19 protein-coding genes, 1 tRNA gene and 1 pseudogene are annotated in these 19,958 nt (G+C 68.1%); 8 read left to right on the top strand and 13 right to left on the bottom strand.

Annotated features, from left to right (window positions below):
• Positions 1-9: 9 nt before the first annotated feature.
• On the top strand, positions 10-891 hold the full coding sequence (locus ACWETB_RS05835) for a PAC2 family protein (protein WP_449742843.1): 882 nt from the start codon (positions 10-12) through the stop codon (positions 889-891).
• A 33-nt stretch (positions 892-924) separates the two neighbouring features.
• On the opposite strand, the gene ACWETB_RS05830 is transcribed toward ACWETB_RS05835, so the two are convergent.
• The 6 genes from ACWETB_RS05830 to ACWETB_RS05805 form a co-directional block, all read right to left on the bottom strand.
• Complete coding sequence (locus tag ACWETB_RS05830; RefSeq protein WP_348803833.1) at positions 925-1,233, bottom strand: hypothetical protein; 309 nt, start codon at positions 1,231-1,233, stop codon at positions 925-927.
• 67 nt (positions 1,234-1,300) lie between these two features.
• The gene (gene mshC / locus ACWETB_RS05825) at positions 1,301-2,545 is read right to left on the bottom strand and encodes a cysteine--1-D-myo-inosityl 2-amino-2-deoxy-alpha-D-glucopyranoside ligase (RefSeq protein WP_449742844.1); all 1,245 of its coding nucleotides are present in this window, start codon (positions 2,543-2,545) and stop codon (positions 1,301-1,303) included.
• Positions 2,546-2,644: 99 nt separating this feature from the next.
• Positions 2,645-3,442 (bottom strand): SCO1664 family protein, encoded by a 798-nt coding sequence (locus tag ACWETB_RS05820; protein WP_449742995.1) that lies wholly within the window; start codon positions 3,440-3,442, stop codon positions 2,645-2,647.
• A 98-nt stretch (positions 3,443-3,540) separates the two neighbouring features.
• The gene (locus ACWETB_RS05815; RefSeq protein ID WP_452209904.1) at positions 3,541-4,230 is read right to left on the bottom strand and encodes a DUF3090 domain-containing protein; all 690 of its coding nucleotides are present in this window, start codon (positions 4,228-4,230) and stop codon (positions 3,541-3,543) included.
• 31 nt (positions 4,231-4,261) lie between these two features.
• Positions 4,262-5,002, bottom strand: coding sequence for an MSMEG_4193 family putative phosphomutase (locus tag ACWETB_RS05810; protein ID WP_452209902.1), 741 nt, complete (start codon positions 5,000-5,002; stop codon positions 4,262-4,264).
• Between the two features lie 32 nt (positions 5,003-5,034).
• Positions 5,035-5,877 carry an undecaprenyl-diphosphate phosphatase gene (locus ACWETB_RS05805; protein WP_449742847.1) on the bottom strand — a complete coding sequence of 281 codons (843 nt, stop codon included), beginning with the start codon at positions 5,875-5,877 and terminating at the stop codon, positions 5,035-5,037.
• Between the two features lie 111 nt (positions 5,878-5,988).
• Here ACWETB_RS05805 and ACWETB_RS05800 point away from each other — a divergent pair, with 111 nt between their 5' ends.
• The 3 genes from ACWETB_RS05800 to ACWETB_RS05790 are packed head-to-tail and all read left to right on the top strand — an operon-like array spanning position 5,989 to position 8,584.
• Entirely contained in the window at positions 5,989-7,158 is a 1,170-nt protein-coding gene (locus tag ACWETB_RS05800) for a YncE family protein (RefSeq protein WP_452209900.1), read from the top strand.
• Complete coding sequence (locus tag ACWETB_RS05795; protein WP_449742849.1) at positions 7,155-7,487, top strand: DUF5703 family protein; 333 nt, start codon at positions 7,155-7,157, stop codon at positions 7,485-7,487. Before ACWETB_RS05800 ends, ACWETB_RS05795 begins: the two co-directional genes overlap by 4 nt.
• A complete protein-coding gene (locus tag ACWETB_RS05790; RefSeq protein WP_449742850.1) occupies positions 7,481-8,584 on the top strand; it encodes a quinone-dependent dihydroorotate dehydrogenase in 1,104 nt (367 codons plus the stop codon). The genes ACWETB_RS05795 and ACWETB_RS05790 overlap by 7 nt, the downstream gene beginning before the upstream one ends.
• A gap of 43 nt (positions 8,585-8,627) precedes the next feature.
• Here ACWETB_RS05790 and ACWETB_RS05785 read toward each other — a convergent pair whose 3' ends face one another.
• On the bottom strand, positions 8,628-9,173 hold the full coding sequence (locus tag ACWETB_RS05785; protein ID WP_449742851.1) for a YbhB/YbcL family Raf kinase inhibitor-like protein: 546 nt from the start codon (positions 9,171-9,173) through the stop codon (positions 8,628-8,630).
• 29 nt (positions 9,174-9,202) lie between these two features.
• Positions 9,203-10,549 carry a M20/M25/M40 family metallo-hydrolase gene (locus ACWETB_RS05780; RefSeq protein WP_449742852.1) on the bottom strand — a complete coding sequence of 449 codons (1,347 nt, stop codon included), beginning with the start codon at positions 10,547-10,549 and terminating at the stop codon, positions 9,203-9,205.
• Between the two features lie 93 nt (positions 10,550-10,642).
• Here ACWETB_RS05780 and ACWETB_RS05775 point away from each other — a divergent pair.
• Positions 10,643-10,728: transfer RNA gene (locus ACWETB_RS05775), tRNA-Leu, on the top strand.
• 79 nt (positions 10,729-10,807) lie between these two features.
• On the opposite strand, the gene ACWETB_RS05770 is transcribed toward ACWETB_RS05775, so the two are convergent.
• Positions 10,808-11,734, bottom strand: a complete 927-nt coding sequence (locus ACWETB_RS05770) for a mechanosensitive ion channel family protein (protein ID WP_449742853.1) — start codon at positions 11,732-11,734, stop codon at positions 10,808-10,810.
• Positions 11,735-11,805: 71 nt separating this feature from the next.
• On the opposite strand from ACWETB_RS05770, the gene ACWETB_RS05765 reads away from it, so the two are divergent.
• Both ACWETB_RS05765 and ACWETB_RS05760 read left to right on the top strand, forming a co-directional pair.
• A complete protein-coding gene (locus ACWETB_RS05765) occupies positions 11,806-12,849 on the top strand; it encodes a nucleoside hydrolase (protein WP_452209896.1) in 1,044 nt (347 codons plus the stop codon).
• 10 nt (positions 12,850-12,859) lie between these two features.
• Positions 12,860-13,813, top strand: a complete 954-nt coding sequence (locus ACWETB_RS05760; protein WP_452209894.1) for an LLM class F420-dependent oxidoreductase — start codon at positions 12,860-12,862, stop codon at positions 13,811-13,813.
• Between the two features lie 45 nt (positions 13,814-13,858).
• Here ACWETB_RS05760 and ACWETB_RS05755 read toward each other — a convergent pair whose 3' ends face one another.
• Positions 13,859-15,262, bottom strand: coding sequence for a lysine N(6)-hydroxylase/L-ornithine N(5)-oxygenase family protein (locus ACWETB_RS05755; RefSeq protein WP_452209892.1), 1,404 nt, complete (start codon positions 15,260-15,262; stop codon positions 13,859-13,861).
• Between the two features lie 273 nt (positions 15,263-15,535).
• On the opposite strand from ACWETB_RS05755, the gene ACWETB_RS05750 reads away from it, so the two are divergent.
• On the top strand, positions 15,536-16,765 hold the full coding sequence (locus ACWETB_RS05750; RefSeq protein WP_348803813.1) for an isochorismate synthase: 1,230 nt from the start codon (positions 15,536-15,538) through the stop codon (positions 16,763-16,765).
• On the opposite strand, the pseudogene ACWETB_RS05745 reads toward ACWETB_RS05750, so the two are convergent.
• The 3 genes and pseudogenes from ACWETB_RS05745 to ACWETB_RS05735 form a co-directional block, all read right to left on the bottom strand.
• Positions 16,746-18,002: pseudogene (locus tag ACWETB_RS05745) on the bottom strand (cation:proton antiporter). The gene ACWETB_RS05750 and the pseudogene ACWETB_RS05745 sit on opposite strands and share 20 nt — an antisense overlap.
• A gap of 72 nt (positions 18,003-18,074) precedes the next feature.
• A complete protein-coding gene (locus ACWETB_RS05740) occupies positions 18,075-19,604 on the bottom strand; it encodes a tryptophan 7-halogenase (protein WP_348803810.1) in 1,530 nt (509 codons plus the stop codon).
• Entirely contained in the window at positions 19,601-19,870 is a 270-nt protein-coding gene (locus ACWETB_RS05735; RefSeq protein WP_348808637.1) for a phosphopantetheine-binding protein, read from the bottom strand. Before ACWETB_RS05735 ends, ACWETB_RS05740 begins: the two co-directional genes overlap by 4 nt.
• Positions 19,871-19,958 lie beyond the last annotated feature (88 nt).

The raw sequence follows: 19,958 nt of genomic DNA, 5'->3' as shown, positions 1-19,958 counted from the left end.
GCTGGATCAGTGAACGCCGAGCAGATGTCGAACCTTCCCCGCCTGCGTAGACCCATCCTGCTGGCCGCCTTCGAGGGCTGGAACGACGCCGGCGACGCGGCCAGCAGCGCCGTCGAGCACCTCGCGCTGATGTGGGATGCCCGCCCGCTGGCCGACATCGAATCCGATGACTACTACGACTTCCAGGTCAATCGGCCCACGATCAAGCAGGTCGATGGCGTGACGCGCCGCATCGATTGGCCGACCACGTCCATCTCCTATTGCAGCCCCGTCGGGGCCGACCGGGACATCCTACTCGTGCGCGGGATCGAACCCAACATGCGCTGGCGTGGCTTCTGTGCGGAGATCGTCGATCTCGCCCAGGCGCTCGAGGTGGAGACCACCGTCATGCTCGGCGCGTTGCTGGCCGACACGCCACACACCCGCCCGGTACCGGTGACCGGCAGCGCATACAGCAGCGACGCCGCGGAGCGTTACAACCTGGCCGAGAGTCGCTATGAAGGCCCCACCGGGATCACCGGCGTGCTGCAGGATCTGTTCGTGCAGGCCGGCATGCCCGCGGTGTCGTTCTGGGCGGCCGTGCCCCACTACGTCTCCACCCCACCGAATCCCAAGGCCACCGTCGCGCTGCTGAATCGGGTCGAGGAGGTCCTGGACATCGAGGTTCCGCTGGGCACGCTGCCCGAGCAGGCCGAGGAGTGGGAGCAGGCCGTCACCGAGATGACCGAGGATGACGAGGAGATCGCGGAGTACGTCCGTGGTCTGGAAGAACGCGGCGACGCCGAGATCGACACCGACGAGGCGATGGCCAAGATCGACGGCGACGCGCTCGCGGCCGAGTTCGAGCGGTACCTCAAGCGGCGTGGCGGTCCGGGTGCGTTCGGCGGCTGATCCGCCGACGAGTGTGCCGTCCCGGAGCCCGGGTCAGCCGATGCGTTCGATGGACACGACCGGGGTGGTGATCCGCCAGGTCCGGACGTCCGGGTCGTCGGCGGCGCGCACCCAGAACTGGGCCGACTCCCCCACCCGGCACGACTTCACGCCGAGCAGCGGGATGTCCTCGGAGTCGCGGCGCAGCGTGCTCACCGCCCATTCCTCGCCTTCGGTGCTGCCCACCCCGGGAGCACGCAACAGCGTCATCTCGTCGAAGTCGATGAGATATGTCGAGGTCCGGGTCTGCACGGTCCACACCCCGGTTGCCGAGTTCGGATCGATCTCCTTCACGCGAGCCACGCGCAAACTGTACTAAGCCGCGGGCGTTGGCCCCCACCCGAGTCCAACCTCACCCGAGCGGGTGACCTCACGGCCGCAACCGCACGCCGAGCAGGGCATCCACGACGTGGCTCATCCGACCGGGCGCACCCGGGTCCTGACCGAAACCCTGCTCGACGTCGCGACACCAGCCGTCGATCGCGTCGAGGGCCTTCGGGGTGTCGAGGTCGTCGGCCAGATGCTGCCGGATCCGCTCGATGATCGGGGCGGCATCGGGGCCGGTCGCCGCGTCGGTGGCCGCGCGCCAGCGCGCCAGCCGGGCCTTCGCGGTCTCGAGGACCTCGTCGGTCCACATGCGATCACCGCGGTAGTGATCGGCGAGCAGGGCCAGACGGATCGCGGCCGGGTCGACCCCGGCCTCCCGCAGCTTCGACACGAAGACCAGATTGCCGCGGCTCTTGGACATCTTCTCGCCGTCGAGCCCCACCATCCCGGTGTGCACGTAGTGCTTGGCGAAGCGCCGGGCGCCGGTGAGGGCCTCACCGTGGGCCGCGGAGAACTCGTGGTGCGGGAAGATCAGGTCGTTGCCGCCGCCCTGGATGTCGAAATCGATACCGAGCCGGTTCAGCGCGATCGCCGAGCATTCGATATGCCAGCCCGGCCGACCCCGTCCGAAGGGGGCGTCCCACGCCGGTTCGCCGGGACGTTCGGCCCGCCACAGCACCGCGTCGAGTCGGTCGCGCTTGCCCGCCCGGTCGGGATCGCCGCCGCGCTCGGCGAAGAACCGTTCCATCGTGGCGCGGTCGTAGCCGGATTCGTAGCCGAACTGTTCGGTGGCGTCGATGCGGAAGTACACATCGGGGAACTCCGCGTCGTCGACGACGTAGGCCGCGCCCGATGCGAGCAGTTTGCCGACCATCTCGACGACCTCGCCGACCGACTCCATCGCGCCGATGTAGTCGCGCGGCGCCAGCACCCGCAGGGCGGTCATGTCGTCGCGGAACAGCTGGATCTGCTCGGATCCGAGTTCCCGCCAATCCACCCCGTCGCGTTCGGCACGTTCGAACAGCGGATCGTCGACGTCGGTGATGTTCTGCACGTAGTGCACGTCGTGACCCAGGTCGCGCAGCACCCGGTTGACCATGTCGAAGGTCAGGTAGGTGGCCGCATGCCCGAGGTGGGTGGCGTCGTACGGCGTGATCCCGCAGACGTACATCGTGGCGGTCGGGCCGGCTGCGACAGGCAGGACCTGACGCGCCGAGGTGTCGTAGAGGCGGAGTGCGGGACCGGCGCCGGCGACCGACGGCAGGGTGGGATCAGGCCACGAATGCATGTTCCCCACTGTATTGCGTACGCGTTCACGGGTTGTCGTCGCCTCGGGCATATCGCCCGGGCCACGGTCTCGCCGAACCCGGTCAGAACGGTGACCCGGTCAGAACGGCGGCCAGGGAATCGGGCGATGGCCCGGCGGGTACGGCATGCGTTCGGATTCGACGAGCATGATCGCCCGGATGATCAGCGCATCGAGTTCGTCGACGGTGATGTGCGCCGTCAGCGCGTCGCGTACCGACGAAGCATCGGATTCGAGGTCATCGGCCAGGGCTGCGACATCGGCGATCAGGTGACCGGGGATGCGGTCACCGGCCCACCCCCACAGCACGGTGCGCAGCTTGTCCTCCTGATGCAGGCAGATCCCGTGATCCACCCCGTATACCGAACCGTCCAGACCCTCGAGCACATGCCCACCCTTGCGGTCGGCGTTGTTGAGGATCACGTCGAGCACCGCCATGCGCAGCAGGCGCGGATCGTCGGCGTGGACGAGTTCGACCGGCTCACCGCGACCGTCGAGCGCACGCAGCACCGACCGGTAGCCGGACGGAATGGCGTCCGGCGGCGCGAGATCCACCAGGTCGACGCGGGTGGCACACAACTCCGGATCCTCGTGGTCGGGGGTGTCGATCCAGCGTTGCACCATGCCCGGCCCGAGCGGGCCGTCACGGAGAACCGTCGTCGGGATGGACCCCCACCCCAGCGCCTCCGACACCAGATATGACGCCACCTCGCGACCGGCGAGGGTGCCGTCCGGGAAATCCCACAGCGGGATCTCGCCGCGGACGGGCTTGTACACGCACCGCACCGATCGGTCGCCGTCCACCGCGTCGCACACCAACGTCGCGTTACTCGCGGTGGGGATGCGACCGATGATGGTCAACTCGGCCGTCGCCAACACCGTGTCGCCGGAATTCGTGTCGCCGGAATTCGTGTCGCCGGAACTCGACGTGCCGGTTGGATCGAGGTCGTCGGGCAGGTCCGCGGCGTCGCCGAGACTCACGGGTCGATGTCGCCCGGGTCGGTGTCGGGCTCGTCGGGTTCGCCGTACTCGTCGCCGATGATCGGCGGACCGTCGCCGGTCAGGCCGCGAAAGACCTCCGGATCGATGAAGTCGAGCGACTTGCTCAGCTCGGCGTCACGCTTGTAGCCGTTCATCCGGGCGCACAGGTGCCCGTCGGCGTCCAGCGGCTGCCCGCACAACGGGCACGGTGGGCGGCCGGCGGAGATGACGCGTGTGGAGCGTGCGGCGAACTCGCGGGCGGCGAGAGTGGACAGGAACACCCGCACCGCGTCGGGCCCCTCGTCGGTGTCATCGAGGACGACGCTCTCATCGAACTCGCCCTCGGTGATGGCCAACAGTTCGACGACCACGGCCTCGGTTTCGGCGTCCCAGCCCAGACCCATCGTCCCGACCCGGAACTCGGCATCGACCGGCATCACGAGCGGACTGAGGTCGGCGACGTCGTCGGCCTCGGGTGGGATGGCGGTGCCGAACCGTCGGTGGATCTCTTCCAGAAGCGCGCCGATGCGCTCGGCGAGGATCTGCACCTGCTGCTTCTCGAGGACGACGCTGACGATGCGCGACTCGTGGACCGCCTGGAGGTAGAACGTCCGATCCCCCGGCTGTCCGACGGTCCCCGCGACAAACCGATCGGGGCTGCGGAACACATGTATCGCTCGGGACATCACACCTCCTCACATCTCACGTTGACTGCCATTATCCGTGGTGCCCGCCGGCCGCGGCCACCGCCGGCGCTTCGGCGGGCCCATCGGTGCCCCGATCACCGCCGACCACGGCATCGTCGGATTCCGGCTTACGCATCGGAATCGTCAGCGAGGCAGTGGAATTCACCGTATGTACGAACGGCCGGACGTCGGAGTAGCGGATGATGCTCACCGACGCCGGTTCGACGACGATCCGCTGGAACGAGTCCAGGTGTGTCCCCATCGCATCGGCGATAACCGACTTGATGACGTCACCGTGCGAACACGCGACCCACACACCCGCCCCGTCCGGACCGCCGTAGCGACGGTCGAGGTCGCGGATCGCGGCGACCGCGCGGGCCTGGACCGTGGCCAGCCCCTCACCGTCGGGAAAGACCGCGGCCGACGGATGCTGCTGCACCGTCTTCCACAGCGGCTCACTACGCAGTTCCCGAATCGTGCGGTTGGTCCACGAGCCGTAGTCGACCTCGGCGAGGTCGTCGATCACCACCTCGGGGACGTCGCGGCCGTCGGCCGTCAGCGCGGCCAGCAGTGGGGCGACGGTCTCGGCGCACCGCTGCAGCGGTGAGCGGGCGACCGCCGTGATGGCCGGCAGACACGACGTCAGGCGACCGACCAGTTCGGCGGCCTGTGCGCGCCCCTTGTCGTCAAGGGCCACACCCGGGCTACGTCCGGCGAGCACCCCGGAGGTGTTGGCCGTCGAGCGTCCGTGGCGGACGAGGATCACGGTCATCCCACAACCTTAGGCACACCCGCGCCTCGCGGTCAGGTCGCGCTGATGACCCCGGCCGTCAACAGGCCCATCACGGTCAGGCCCAGGAGCACCCGGTAGGCGCCGAACCAGTTCATCGAGTGGTGGCTGACGAACTTCAGCAACCACGCGATCGAGGCGTAACCGAGGATGAAGGCGACGATCGTCGCCACGATCAGCTGCGGAACCGTGGCCTCCATCCCCTCTCCGGTCGGATTGATCGCGTCGGGAATCGAGAACAATCCCGACGCCAGGACGGCGGGAATGGCCAGCAGGAAGGAGAATCGGAACGCGGCCTCGCGTTCGAGTCCGAGGAACAAGCCCGCGCTCGCGGTCGCACCCGACCGTGACACGCCGGGAATCAATGCCAGGCACTGGGCCAGACCCATGACGATCCCGTCACGCAGGGTCAGCTGCTCCATGGACCGCTGCCGCGTGCCGAATCGCTCGGCGAGCCAGAATACTCCGGAGAAGAGAATGAGGACCGTCGCCACCACCCAGAGGTTGCGCGCTGCGGTCCGGATCTCGTCCTTGAGGAGGAAGCCGATCACGCCGATCGGAATGGTGGCCAGGATCACGTACCACCCGATGCGGTAGTCGAGGCCGCGTTCGGTGCGGTCGAACAGGCCCCGGAACCACGCCACGATGATCCGCGCGATGTCGCGGGCGAAGAACACCAGCACCGCGGCCTCGGTGCCCAACTGGGTCACGGCGGTGAACGAGGCGCCGGCGTCCTCGCCGAACATCAACTCCGAGGCGATGCGCAGATGGCCCGAGGACGAGATCGGCAGGAACTCGGTGATGCCCTGCAGGGCACCGAGGACGATCGACTGCGTCCACGTCATGGTGTCGGTCACGGCGCCCGATGCTACCGGCCGGTCGCTGTGACGCCGCTGAACGCGTGCGCGGACGTCACGCCGCTCACCCCGGCGTCGTCCGCGCGTCCGGGTACGTCCAAGATGGACCCCATGCATGCCGACCGCCCGCGCCTCCCCTCCCGCATACGCGCCCGGCAGGCCATCGCCCTGGTCACCGCCCTGGTCACGGCCGGTCTCCTCGTCGCCGGTTGCGGGTCGGGAAATGATTCGCAGTCCGGTGCCACCGACGTGGCCACCGTCGTCCCCGCCACCCCGAGTCCGGCACCGGCGGGACCGGCGACCCCGGCCGGCGTGATCATCCCCACACCGGCGGGCGCGTCGGCGTCGGCGCTGTCCGGCAGCAAGCTGGGTGTTCTCGGTCCCGGCGGCACCAGCGTGCTGCGCTTCGACACCGCATCCATGTCGACGCCGCCGACGACGATCACCACTCCCCGGCTGCAGGCCCTGACCGCCGCATTCCCGGGTGCCTTCGTGGGCGTCGGCCCCGGCTCCTTGGTGCGGATCGCCGAGGACGGCACCGTGCTCACGACGCCACTGGACACCGATGACCCGACCGCCGTCACACGCACCACCGACGGCCGCTATCTGGTGGGCACCGGCAACGGTCATGTGCTGGTCATCGGCACCGACCTGAAGGTCCAGCGCGACATCGGCGGATTCGTCCGGGTCGACGAGATCACCGTGTCGCCGCCCGGCGCCGATCTCGGCTCCGAGCAGGTGGTCGTCCTTGATCGTGCGCAGTCGTCGGTCACCCCGATCGATCTGGCCACCGGCAATCTCGGACCGGCACTGCGGGCCGGCAACGGCGCCACCAACGCCACCGTCGATCACTACGGCCGGGTCCTGGTGGCCAACACCCGCGACAACGAGATCCTGGGATTCTTCGGCTCGCCGCTGGTAATGCGATTCCGCTACCCCGTACCCGAGGGCCCCTACGCCGTAGACTACGACGACACCCGCAACCTGCTGTGGGTCACGACCACAGGGAACAACGAGGCGGTGGCCTATGACCTGGCCGGGGGCGAACCCATCGAGAAGCATCGATTTTCGACTGTGGCACAACCGGATTCACTCATCGTCGACGACAAGACCGGAGTCGTCTATGTGCTCTCCGCCCGCGATGGTGGCATCGAGGTCGTGCCACCGGCCCAGCAGACCGGGAGTGTGCCCATGAGTTCGGGGCCGGTGACATCCGCTCCTGCGACATCCGCTCCTGCGACATCCACTCCGGTGACATCCACTCCGGGAACCGCCCCGTGACGGCTCGCCCCGCCTCAGCCCCGATCCCGTCCGGGCGCGCCGGGATCCGCAACGGCGCCCGGTATCCCCGCGGCTGGGAGGTCACCTCCGAGGACTACGAATGCGTCCTGGTGCGTCTGCCCCCAGATGTCACGCGGGTCACCGCGTCGATGCGTCTGTCGCTGGAAGCCGAGTTCGGCGGCTGGGAGCTGTCCCGGGTGCGCCTGTACTCCGACGGCACCCGCAAGGTGCTCCTCAAGCGGCGCAAGCCACCGCGCCGGCCCATCACAACGGCCGGCGAACACGCGAGCGACGAGGCCCCCGGAGACGAGGACGCACAGGCATGCTGACACGACTCAACCGCCATCTCTACCCACCGATGCTGCGGCTGATGTTCCTGCTCTCACCGGAGCGGATCCATCGGATCGTTGCCGAGACCATCCGGATCTCCATGGGCCTCGCCCCGCTTCGCGCACTGTCGGCTCGCCTTCTGGCACAGCATGATCCGCTGTTGCGGCAGACGGTCTTCGGTGTCGACTTCCCCGCGCCCGTCGGGCTGGCCGCCGGATTCGACAAGTCCGCATCCGCCGTGAACGCCTGGGGCCAACTCGGTTTCGGCTTCGCCGAGATCGGCACCATCACCGGTCGCGCACAACCGGGCAATCCCGCCCCGCGCCTGTTCCGGCTCCCTGCCGACCATGCGCTGATCAACCGCATGGGATTCAACAACCCGGGCGCCGAGGTGGCCGCCGAGCATCTGCGCACCACCCGGTTCGGACCGGTCCACGCGCCGGTCGGGGCGAACATCGGCAAGACCAAGGTGGTGCCGGTCGACGAGGCCGTCGACGATTACCGGCTCTCCGCACGACTGCTGGGACCGCACGCCGACTTCGTCGTCGTCAATGTCAGTTCACCGAACACCCCCGGTCTGCGGGACCTGCAGTCCGTCGACGCGCTGCGTCCCATCCTGACGGCGGTGCTGGCCGAGGTCGAGGTGCCGGTCCTGGTCAAGATCGCGCCCGACCTCGCCGACGAGGACGTGGACGCGGTGGCCGATCTCGCGGTCGAACTCGGCCTCGCCGGCATCGTCGCGACCAACACCACCATCTCCCGGGCGGGCCTGCGCACGCCCGCCGACGAGGTGGAGGCGATGGGAGCAGGCGGCTTGAGCGGCGCCCCGGTCGCCGCGCGGTCGCTGGAGGTGCTGCGCCGCCTGTATGCCCGGGTGGGTGGCCGGATCTCGCTGGTGAGCGTCGGCGGTATCGAAACCGTCGACCAGGCCTGGGAACGCATCACCGCCGGGGCCGACCTGCTGCAGGCCTACACCCCGTTCATCTACGGCGGCCCGGTGTGGCTCAAGGAGATCCACGACGGCATCGCCCAACGTGTGCGTGCCGGCGGATTCACCGACCTCGCCGCCGCGGTGGGCAGCGACGCCGGCCGGTGATCCCTGGCCCGACCGTCTCGCGGAGCGCCAGGGATCCGGCGCGCTACAGATCCTCTGACGGCTGTTCGTAGGTGCCGATGAGGGTCGCCCGCGCGATGGCGTGGGAGAACAGGTTGAAGCCGAGATAGGCAGGGGTGGCGCCGTCGGGCAGGCCGAGGGACTCCACGTCGACGGCATGCACGACGACGAAGTAGCGGTGCGGTCCGTGTCCGGGTGGCGGTGCGGCACCGACGAAACGCTTCAGCGACGCGTCGTTGGCGAGGGTGAGGGCACCCGCAGGCAGGCCGCTGCCCTCGTCGTCGCCGGCGCCCTCGGGCAGGCTCGTGACCGATGCGGGGATGTCGGCGACCGCCCAGTGCCAGAATCCCGACGCCGTCGGGGCGTCCGGGTCGTACACCGTGACCGCGAAACTCTTGGTGTCGGTGGGGAATCCGGACCAGCTCAGCTGCGGGGACGCGTCGGCGCCACCGGCCCCCATCAGGCCGCTGACCTGAGGGGTGGCCAGCGGGGCGCCGTCGGTGATGTTCTCCGAGGTCACGGTGAAGGTGGGCAGGTTCGGCAGGGCCTCGTACGGGTCGAACGTCGCCATGTGCAGCGCCTTTCTCGAGTGCGAATCGATCAACTGTTGAGCAGGAAGTGTTCCAGGACCCGGGTGCCGAAGAGGACCGAGTCCACCGGGACGCGTTCGTCGACGCCGTGGAACAGCGCCGCGAAATCCAGTTCGCGGGGCAGTTGCAGGGGCGCGAATCCGAAGCAACGGATCCCGAGCTTCGCGAAGGCCTTGGCATCGGTACCGCCGGACATCATGTACGGCACGGTGCGCGCCTGCGGATCATGGGCGAGGATCGCCGCGTTCATCGCATCGACCAGGTCGCCGTCGAAGGTCGTCTCATAGGAATCGAGGTGGGTGATCCACTCCCGCGTCACGTTGGGGCCGATGAGGCGGTCGATCTCGGCCTCGAACTCCTGCTGACGCCCCGGCAGGACACGGCAGTCCACCACGGCCTCGGCCTTCTGCGGGATGACATTGGCCTTGTACCCGGCCCGCAGCATCGTCGGGTTGGCGGTGTCGCGCAGCGTGGCCCCGATGATGCGGGCCAGACTGCCCAGCTTGAACAGCGAGGTCTCCAGGTCGGGTGCGTCCGGACTCAGATCCAGTCCGCTCTCCTCCGACACCGCGGCCAGGAACTCCGCGACGGAATCGCTGATCACCAGCGGGAAGGTGTGCCGACCGATTCGTGCGACCGCTTCGGCGACCTCGGTGACCGCATTGTCGGCGTGCAGGAACGAGCCGTGGCCTGCGGTGGCGTCGGCGGTGAGCTTCATCCACGCCAGGCCCTTCTCGGCGGTCTCGACGAGATAGAGGCGCTTCTCCGAGCCGTCCGGGCGGTCGACGGTCAGCGAGTAGCCGCCGACCTCACCGACCGCCTCGGTGATCCCCTCGAACAGGTCCGGGCGATGCTCCACCAGCCAGTGCGCACCCCAGGAACCACCGGCCTCCTCGTCGGCGAGGAAGGCGAAGACCAGTTCGCGGGGCGGGACGGTGCCGTCGCGCTGGAATTGGCGGGCCAGCGCCAGCGCCATCCCGACCATGTCCTTCATGTCGACGGCACCGCGACCCCATATGTAGCCGTCCTTGACGGTTCCGGAGAACGGATGAACGCTCCAGTCGGCCGGTTCGGCCGGGACCACGTCGAGGTGGCCGTGGACCAGCAACGCTCCCCGATCCGAATCCGGCGGGCCGGGCAGCCGGGCGAACACATTTCCGCGACCCGGTTGACCGGATTCGACGTACTGGGTGGTGTAGCCGACCTCCTCGAGCATCTGCGCGACCCACTTGGCGCACTCCTCCTCGCCGCGCGTGGTCTCCAGTTCACCGGTGTTGCTGGTGTCGAAGCGGATGAGGGTACTGACGAGATCGACGACTTCGTCGACCGCGCGCGGGGCGAAAGGCTCATCGGTCACCCCTCACTCCTACGGGATTTGGGATACGGGGGCAACCTCGGTTAGTGTTATCGCCGCCGGTGTGAGAGGTTCACTCCCACCACGGCAACGCAAGTCCGAGTGGCGGAATGGCAGACGCGCTAGCTTGAGGTGCTAGTGCCCTATTAACGGGCGTGGGGGTTCAAGTCCCCCCTCGGACACACGTACACCGCAGGGCCCCAGGAATCTTCCCGGGGCCCTGCGGTTTTCGCCCATCTCGCGTCAGTGACGTCGATCGGCTCAGTCCGCGGTCCGACCGACGAGCACCTTGCCGTTCGGATAGGGCATGTCAATCCCGTTGCGCTCATATCCGCGCAAGATCTCGTGGCGCAGGCGGCGCGCCACCGCCCACTGCGCGTTGGGCCGGGTGGTCACCGTCATCCGCAGTGTCACCAGATCGGCGGCGACCTCCTGGATCCCGAGCATCCGCGGGTCGTCCAGGACATCACGGGCCAGCTCGGCGTCCTCGTCGATCGCGGCACGGACCGCCTCCACGGCCACACGCTGAGCCAGGTCGAGATCGGCGCGCAACGACACCGGCACCTCCACCCGGGCCACGGCGTAATCCTGACTCATGTTGCCCACCCGCACGATCTCGCCGTTGCGGACGTACCAGAGGGTGCCGTCGACGTCGCGGACCGTGGTGACCCGCAGACCCACACTGGCCACCTCGCCGATCGCCTCACCGAGATCGACGGTGTCGCCGACCCCGTACTGGTCCTCCAGGAGCATGAACACGCCACTCACGAAGTCGCGGACCAGATTCTGTGCGCCGAATCCGATGGCCAGGCCGACGACGCCGGCCGAGGCGATGAACGGTGCGATGTTGACCCCGAGGACCGACAGGATCGCCAGGCACAACCACACCAGCACGACGATGGAGACCGTGGACTTGCACACAGAGCCGATGGTCTGGGCTCGCTGGGTGCGCCGCGCGATGATCGTCTCGTCCGGGATCGATCCCGGTGCCCGCTCACGCAGGTGCCGCACCACCGCGGGCATGCCGCGGCCATCACCACCGCCGCGCGTGGCGCGGTCGATCAGGCGGTGTGCGAGGTAGCGCACCACCAACGCCCCGATCAGATACGCGACGATCCGAACCGGGGTCTCCACCAACCACATTCGCGTGGTGTCCGTCCATTCGAAGGCCAGTACTCGATCAGTCATGCCCTCCGACCGTACGCATCTGAGCCGAGATGTCGAACCTGCTGGACAGGCCGGGCAGGCACAATGGCCCGATGACCGCGCGACTCTTCTTCGACTGCGACACCGGCATCGACGACTCCCTGGCGCTGCTGTATCTCCTTGGGCGCGACGACGTCGACCTCGTCGGGATCGCGAGTACCGCCGGGAATGTCCCGGCCGACGTCGTCGCCGCCAACAATCTCGCCTGGCTGGACCTGTGCGGCCGTGAGGACGTGCCGGTCCATCTCGGCGCCGCCGTCCCGCTGGTCGCGGATCTGATGACCACCGAGGACACCCACGGACCACTCGGCGTCGGATACGCCGAACTGCCCACCAGCACGCGCGCGGTCGCCGACGACGACGCCGCCGATGCGTGGATCGTCGCCTCCACATCACATCCGGGTGAGTTGGTGGGTCTGGTCACCGGACCGATGACGTCGCTGGCCACCGCCATCCGCCGTGATCCGCAGCTGCCCTACCGACTTCGCCGACTCGTGATCATGGGTGGTGCCTTCCATGTGCACGGCAACACCACTCCGACCTCGGAATGGAATGTCGCCGTTGATCCGGAGGCCGCCGCCGAGGTCTTCGCCGCGTTCGGCGTCGCCGGCACACCGGCGCCGATCGTGTGTTCCCTCGACCTCACCGAGGCCATCGCACTGACGCCCGACCACGCGGTCCGGTTGGCCGCCGCCGCGGGCAGTGAGCCGCTCGAATGCCCCGATCCGTCCGACCAACCCGGCCTGCGTTCGGTCGCGAGCAATCACCTCATCCGCCACGTGATGGATGCGGTGCGTTTCTATCTCGAGTTCCACCACGCGCACGACGAGGGATATATCGCGCACCTGCACGATCCGTTCGCCGCGATGGTGGCGCTGAATCCGTCGCGCGTCACGACCCGTCCGGCGCAGGTCGCGGTGGAATTGACCGGACCGCTCACGCGTGGGACGACGGTGGCCGACGAACGCGGAATGTGGGGCGGCGAACCGAATGCCGCGATTGCGACCACCACCGACGTCGAGGCCGTGTTCGACGATCTCATCGACACCATCGCCGAACTCGCCCGAACGGTCGGCAATCGCGAGGGCTCGGCGTAGCGTTGATGCGGTGACCCGCCTCGGCTATCAGATTCCGAATTTCACCTATCCCGGCATCGCACCCGATCACCTGTTTCCCACCATCACCGCGCAGGCGGTCGAGGCGGAGAACTCCGGTTTCGACACGGTGCTGGTGATGGACCACTTCTATCAGCTGCCCATTCTGGGCGAACCAGACGATCCGATGATCGAGTGTTACACCCTGCTCTCGGCGCTGGCCCAACACACCTCACGAGTGCGGTTGTCGGCGCTGGTCACCGGCAACACCTATCGCAACCCGACGCTACTCGCGAAGACCATCACGGCTCTCGATCTGGTATCGGAGGGCCGCGCCCAGCTCGGCATCGGCGCGGGCTGGTTCGAACTCGAACACGACTCTCTCGGTTACCAATTCGGTACTTTCACCGACCGGTTCGAGAAGTTGGAGGAAGCGCTGCAGATCATCCTGCCGATGCTGCGGGGCGAGCGTCCCACCCTCGCCGGCAAGTGGTATCAGGTCGCCGACGCGATCAACTCCCCGGCGCCGGTGTCGGCCATCCCGGTGATGATCGGCGGTGGCGGCGAACGCAAGACCCTGCGCATGGTCGCCCAGTACGCCGACGAATCGAACATCATCTGTGCGCCCGACGAGATCGGTCGCAAACTCGACGCCCTGGCCGGCCACTGCGAGAAGCTCGGCCGCGATCGCTCCGAGATCACCGTCAGCCTGCAGACGTCGGCGTGCGTGGCACCGACGCACGATCAGGCGATCCGCGAGTTCGAGGCATACCTGGCGCGAAATCCCCGCGCCGAGGTCCGGCATGCGAGCACCATCGTCGGTTCGCCCGAGGAGGTGGCGGCCCGTTACGGCGAGTTGCTGGCCACCGGAATCGACGGCTTCACCGTCAACGCTCCGGCCAACGGTCACATCGCCGGCCGCGTCGGCTTGCTCGGCGAGACCCTGACGCCCGTCGTCGGACACTGAGGCCGGCCGTCGTCGGACACTGAGGCCGGCCGGTCACACCACCGCCTACAGTCCGGACGGCGTCGAGACCCGCACCGAGGTGGCGACACCGTCGGTTCCGTTGGGTACCGCGCCGGTGCCGGTGCCGGTGCCGGTGCCGGTGCCGGTGCCGAGGATCGTGTCGACGATCTCCCCGGACCGGATCGCGACATTGGACAACAGCGTCGACGTGAGACCGTGGGTGTGCTCAGAATTGCCCTGCACAAAGATCGACCCGGTGACCTCGGGATCGGTGCGCACGCGGTACTGCCGATCCAGGATCGGCCGTCCATGCACATCCGAATGGCATCGCCTCGCGAGGCCGCCGACCAGGTCGGCGATCGGGGTGGGCTCGAAGCCGGTGGCGAAAATCACCGCGTCGCAATCGATATCGAGTTCCTCTCCGGTCAGCCGATGGATCATCCGGAGCCGCGCGGTGTCATCGGTTTCGACGATGTCGACGACCTCGGTGGATCCGTGGACGAACAACCGGCGGTCGCCGGCGACCCGCTCGGTGTACTCGCGCCGGTACAGTTCCTCGATCAACTCCGGGTCCACCGCCGAATAGTTGGTGCCGCGGTGATAGGTGAGCAATCGCTCACGCCAGGCCGGCTCGGCGGCGAAGTACTCGTCGACGGTCGACGCATCGAAGACCCGATTGGCGTACGGGCTGTCGTCGGCGGGTGTGTAGCCGTACTTGGCGAACACGGCGTGCACCTCGGCACGTGTTTCGGCATGCAGGTATGCGGTCACCTCGGCGGCGCTCTGTCCGGCGCCGACCACCACGAACCGTCCGTGCGGCGTCGACGGCAACGCGGCCAGACGGGTGAGCAGGTCATGGTTGTGGAAGACCCGGGGCCCGGCCGACACGCCCGCGGGCAGTTTGCCGCGGATGCCGCCGCCGAGTACCAGGTTGCGCGCCCGGTGGGTACCCGAGGCGGTCACCACCTCGAACACGCCATCGGACCACCGGACATCGGAGGCCTCCGTCGAGTACTGCACCGGGATGTCGACCCGGTCGGCGGCCCATCCGAGATAGTCGTGGAACTCCGACCGGAGGGGGAAGAAGGTGGCCAGATTGATGAAGTCGGACAGCCTGCCACGCTCGGACAAGTAGTTCAGGAACGTGAACCGACTGGCCGTATTGCGTTGAGTGGCGAGATCTTTGAGAAACGACACCTGCATCGTCGCGCCCGGCAACAACATCCCCGGGTGCCACTCGAACCGGTCACGCCGTTCCAGGAATCGCGCCGACAGTGGGCGCTGGTCGGGGGTCCGCTGTGTGGGGGTGTCGGAGTGAATGGCGCCGTTGGTGTGAAAGGCCCCGTTGTGAAAGGCACTGTTGTGTTCCTCGATGGCGATGGCCAGCGCCAGGTTCGACGGACCGAAACCGATCCCCACCACATCCGTCGTGGAACTGTCACTGCACACGCGCTACTCCTCTACGTTGACACCGGCGGTGGCTGCGATGGCGCCGGGTCGGTCATGGCACCCTGATCGGGGCGGGAAGGCCACCGCTTCGATGACCCGGTGAGATCGTCGTCTCATGCCCGGCCGTCGGCCCCCGCACCGGACGCCAGCTATCGTGAAGGTAAGTCTAACCTAAGGTTCAGCAGTGGGTTCATCTGGCATGCATGTGGGTCAGCGCACCAGACGATCCGACAACCAGAGTGAACCGCTGTCCTGCTCAGGAGAAGAAACGAGATGAACCCTTCGATCGTCAGCACCCGCGATGTCACCGCCGACGCCGCCACCACGAGCCATCAGGGAAGGCCGGAATCGGCCGACCCAGGCGGGTTCCTGTTCTGTCGCAACGAGTATCACGTGATCGCCGCGGGCGTCGAGCAGCCGTTCGCCGACGTCACCCTGGCCGCGTCGGCCCTGCGTGACGGATCGGTGCGGGCGGTGGTGGGCGCCATACCATTCGACACCACCGACGACGCCGCCCTGTGGGCACCGCAGACGGTGTCGAAGCACACGGGCACCTGGACCGCGTCCACCCGCCTCGGCATCCCCGACACCGGAACCCCGCACACTGGAATCCCGCACGCTGGAGTCCCGCACGCCGCGATCGAACGCGCCGATCCGGACACCGCCGAGCACCGACGCCGTGTGGTGTCCTCGGTTCGACGCCTCGCCGACCCCTCCGACGAGCTCGAGAAGGTGGTGCTGGCCCGGACCCTTCGGCTCAGTGCCGACGGTGCGATCTCACCGTGGGAGATCGCCGCACGGATGCGGGCGGCCGACTCGAACGGGTCGGTGTTCGTCACCGACCTCTCGGCCGCATCCGGGCATCGCGGCGCCCACCTCGTCGGCGCGAGCCCGGAGGTGCTCATCTGCAAACGCGGAACCACCGTGACCGCCCATCCCCTGGCGGGCTCGTCGGCACGCCACCCCGATCCGCGGATCGACGCCGAACGCGGTCGCGCCCTGAAGAATTCGACGAAGGACCACACCGAACACCGCTACGTCGTCGACGCCCTGGCCGCAGCGCTCACGCCACTGTGCGACACCCTGCACATCCCGGAGGAACCGGTGCTGATGACCACCCCGACCATGTGGCATCTCGGCACCCCCATCGAGGCCACGATCACCGAGCGGTCCATCACCTCCCTCGATCTGGCGTTGGCGGTTCATCCGACCCCGGCGATCTGCGGAACCCCGACGCGGCCGGCCCGCGAGCACATCCTGGCCACCGAAGGGCCCCGCGGGTTCTACGCCGGAGCGGTGGGCTGGTCGGAGTCGGCGACCGCGGGGGGCGACGGTGAATGGATGGTGACCATCCGCTGCGCCGAGATCGCCGCCGACGGCCGCAGTGCCGTCACCTGGGCCGGCGGTGGAATCGTCGCGGCGTCGGACCCCGATGCCGAGGTCTCCGAGACCGAGAGCAAGTTCGCGGCCGTCCTCGATGCGTTCAGGATCGATCGAGGGTAGGCATCGTCGGGGCAGCAGTCTGCGGCGATGGGGGTGCGGGTGAATCACGTTCCGGCGCAACGTCGATGACTGCCACACGCGCGCTGCGTGTCACGCAGTAGGCAACCCAGGGCCCGGCCATGATCGAGGTGACCACGGCCAACAGCACCACGATCATGTAGATCTCTTCGCCGAAGACGCCCATGTGCAGTCCCGCGGAGGCGATCACGATCTCGACGACGCCCCGCGCGTTCAGTCCTGCGCCCAGCGCGGCGGCATCCCACCTCGGGATCCGTGCGATGCGCGCACCGGCATAGGCACCGACGAACTTGCTCACCACCGCGGCCACCAGGAGCCCCGCCGTGGCGAGCAGCACCTGGGGACGCGCGATCAGGTGCAGATCCAGGTGCAGTCCCGCACCGGCCAGGAAGACCGGGGCCAGCACCCAGCTCGTGATCGCTTGCAGCGGCGCCATCACGGACTCGCCCCGGTGGCCGATGATCACCCCGGCGAGGAATGCACCCAGGACCGGCTCGAGGTGCACGGCCCCGGTCAGAGCCGCACCGGCGATCAGAGCCAACACCACGATCCCGCCGGTCTCCGAGCGATGGCGGGAGGTCTCCAGACGATCCAGCGCCTAGCTCACCGGTCGTCGCAACAGCCAGGTCGCCACCAGCAGGGCCGCCAGGGCTCCCAGGGTCAACGGCAACCGGGAACCCCGGAGCCCGGAGGTGGCCATGGCCGAGACGACCGCGAGGATGACCCAGGCGGCGACGTCGGTGAGGGTGCCGGTGGCCAGGGTCAGCTGACCGATTTCCTTGCGCATCAGGTCGAGCTCGGTCAGGATGCGGGCGATCACCGGAATCGCGCTGACCGACAACGCCGTTCCGAGCAGCAGCACGAATTCGGTGGTGCCGGCGGACTGCCCGCGCAGCGTGTGCGGAATCAGCAGTCCGGCAACCACTCCGGCGACCAGCGGGATCACGAACGATCCGACGCCGACGGACGCCAGCACGGTGGTACGGCGGCGGAGGAAGGCACCGTCGAGGTCGACGGCGGCCAGCCCGACGAGCAGGACGACGCCGAGCGTACCCACGGCCGACACCAGCGGCAGCGCATCGCCGGTACCGAAACTCCACGCCGGGGGCAGCACCGCCCCGAGCAGCGACGGCCCGAGAATCACTCCGGCCGCGAGTTGCCCGGTCATCGCCGGCAGCCCGAGTCGCTGCGCGATCATGCCGCAGCCGAGCGCGGCCATCAGGACCAGGGCGAGATGTCCGAGCATCAGGGCCGTCGGTGGTTCCCGGTCACCACCGACCGCGACACCCGATCAGACCGGTACATCGGCCGGCTCGGCCCACGACAGACCGTTGGCCGACGGTACGAGCCCGCCCGCCAGCAGCGGCGGCTCGGTGGCCCGATCACCCACCGCCCCGCGTGCCTGGAGTGCGTTCATCTCCTCCATCACGTCGCGGACCACCGGAGCGGAGAACATGTGCCCCATCCGCTGACCCGAATCGGTGTCCATACCACCGGTTTTCGCGGCGGCCCGGGTGAGGGCGTCCGACGATGCGCGGAAGCGTTCGATGATCTGCGACGGGTCGGTGAGAGCCTGCTCGCCGGAGAAGCCGCCGGCCACCAGGGATACGAACGCGGTCATATCGGTGCGATCGAAGTTGGTGACCCGGCGGGCCTTCCAGAAGTACGAGTCCTCGGACTGCTCCATGTCGTAGAACGCCGACAGGAATTCGTGGAACACCGCGTACTCACGCCGGTAGCGGCCCTCGAATTCGCCGAATGCCCGGTCCTCGCTCACGGTGCCGTCGAGCACGCTGTTGATGGATCGGGCCGCCAGCACACCGGAGTATGTCGCGAGGTGGACCCCGGTGGAGAAGACCGGATCGATGAAGCACGCGGCGTCGCCGACGAGCACCATGCCATTGCCCCAGAAGCGGGTGTTGGCATACGAGTAGTCCTTGCGCAGCCGGATCTCACCGTAGGTCCCCTCGGTCACCCGGGTGGCATCGGCGAGCATGTCGCGCACGATCTCGCAGCGATCGATGTAGTGCAGGAGGGTCTGTTCCTGCGCGTTGATCACGTGATCGGCCTTGTCCTTGGCGATGACGACGCCGACGCTCGTCAGCGTGTCCGACAGCGGGATGTACCAGATCCAGCCCTCGTCGAATGCCGCGCACAGGATGTTGCCGCTGTCCGGGGCCGGAAATCGTTTGCCCCCTTCGAAGTACCCGAACACCGCAATGTTCTGGAAGAACTCCGAGTACACGCGTTCGGCGCCGGCGTGCCGGGTCAGTCGGGTGGAGTTGCCCGACGCGTCCACCACGTAGGCGGCGCGGATGTGATGCTCGACGCGATCGGCATCGACGTAACGCACACCCACGACGCGTCCGCTGTCGTCGGTGTCGACGCCGTTGACCCGACTGTTCTGCCGGACGTCGACGCCGTTGGCCGCCGAGTTCTCCAGCAGGATCTGGTCGAACTTCATCCGCTCGACCTGGTAGGCGTAACTCCCCTCGCCGGCGAACTCGGGTGAGATGGCGAACAGGAAGTTCCACGGCACCGGATTGGTACCCCACCGGAAACTACCGCCGCGCTTGTGCATGAATCCGGCGTCACGCACCTGCTCGTAGCAGCCGAGGAGTTTGCACACACCGTGAATCGTGGACGGCAGCAACGATTCCCCGATCTGGTACCGGGGAAAGGTCTCCTTCTCGAGCTGGATCACCCGCCGACCGCTCTTGGCCAACATCGTGGCGGTGGTAGAGCCACCCGGTCCACCGCCGACGACCACGACATCGACGTCTTCGGTCACGGCGGGCGCCTGATCTCGCTGCCCGCTCATCGTGCGGAGTCCGGCGTCGACGCGGCGGCCGCGGTGAGTTCGCGCACCCAGGAGCCGACGACCGGGTCCGAGGCGAGGGCGACCAGATCTGCCTGCACCGCACCCGCGGCGCGCCACCGTTCGATCAGCGACATCAACCGCACCGAATCCAGTCCGATGTCGAGAACGTTTGTCTCGTCGGTGATCTCGGATGCGGGCAACTCCAGGATGTCGGCGATGTCCCCGATGATTCGTTCCCGGGTCAGCACTGCACCAACAGCGGCCATCTGGTCTTCCTCACTTCTCCGCCATCGTCGTGATGGCACGTCGCGCGCTCGGTGACGACTCCCGCCGATCCGGTGTCACCGCATCGGG

The sequence above is a fragment of the Gordonia sp. NPDC003950 genome, assembly GCF_053605205.1.
The sequence above is the reverse complement of the archived record's forward strand: the minus strand, read 5'-3'. Positions and strand labels throughout refer to the sequence as shown.

Excerpts from the sequence above, each read along its gene's own strand:
- mshC (WP_449742844.1), bottom strand. The coding sequence starts at position 2,545 with ATGCATTCGTGGCCTGATCCCACCCTGCCGTCGGTCGCCGGCGCCGGT.
- ACWETB_RS05815 (WP_452209904.1), bottom strand. The coding sequence starts at position 4,230 with ATGTCCCGAGCGATACATGTGTTCCGCAGCCCCGATCGGTTTGTCGCG.
- ACWETB_RS05810 (WP_452209902.1), bottom strand. The coding sequence starts at position 5,002 with ATGACCGTGATCCTCGTCCGCCACGGACGCTCGACGGCCAACACCTCC.
- ACWETB_RS05800 (WP_452209900.1), top strand. The coding sequence starts at position 5,989 with ATGCATGCCGACCGCCCGCGCCTCCCCTCCCGCATACGCGCCCGGCAG.
- ACWETB_RS05790 (WP_449742850.1), top strand. The coding sequence starts at position 7,481 with ATGCTGACACGACTCAACCGCCATCTCTACCCACCGATGCTGCGGCTG.
- ACWETB_RS05785 (WP_449742851.1), bottom strand. The coding sequence starts at position 9,173 with ATGGCGACGTTCGACCCGTACGAGGCCCTGCCGAACCTGCCCACCTTC.
- ACWETB_RS05770 (WP_449742853.1), bottom strand. The coding sequence starts at position 11,734 with ATGACTGATCGAGTACTGGCCTTCGAATGGACGGACACCACGCGAATG.
- ACWETB_RS05765 (WP_452209896.1), top strand. The coding sequence starts at position 11,806 with ATGACCGCGCGACTCTTCTTCGACTGCGACACCGGCATCGACGACTCC.
- ACWETB_RS05750 (WP_348803813.1), top strand. The coding sequence starts at position 15,536 with ATGAACCCTTCGATCGTCAGCACCCGCGATGTCACCGCCGACGCCGCC.
- ACWETB_RS05740 (WP_348803810.1), bottom strand. The coding sequence starts at position 19,604 with ATGAGCGGGCAGCGAGATCAGGCGCCCGCCGTGACCGAAGACGTCGAT.
- ACWETB_RS05735 (WP_348808637.1), bottom strand. The coding sequence starts at position 19,870 with ATGGCCGCTGTTGGTGCAGTGCTGACCCGGGAACGAATCATCGGGGAC.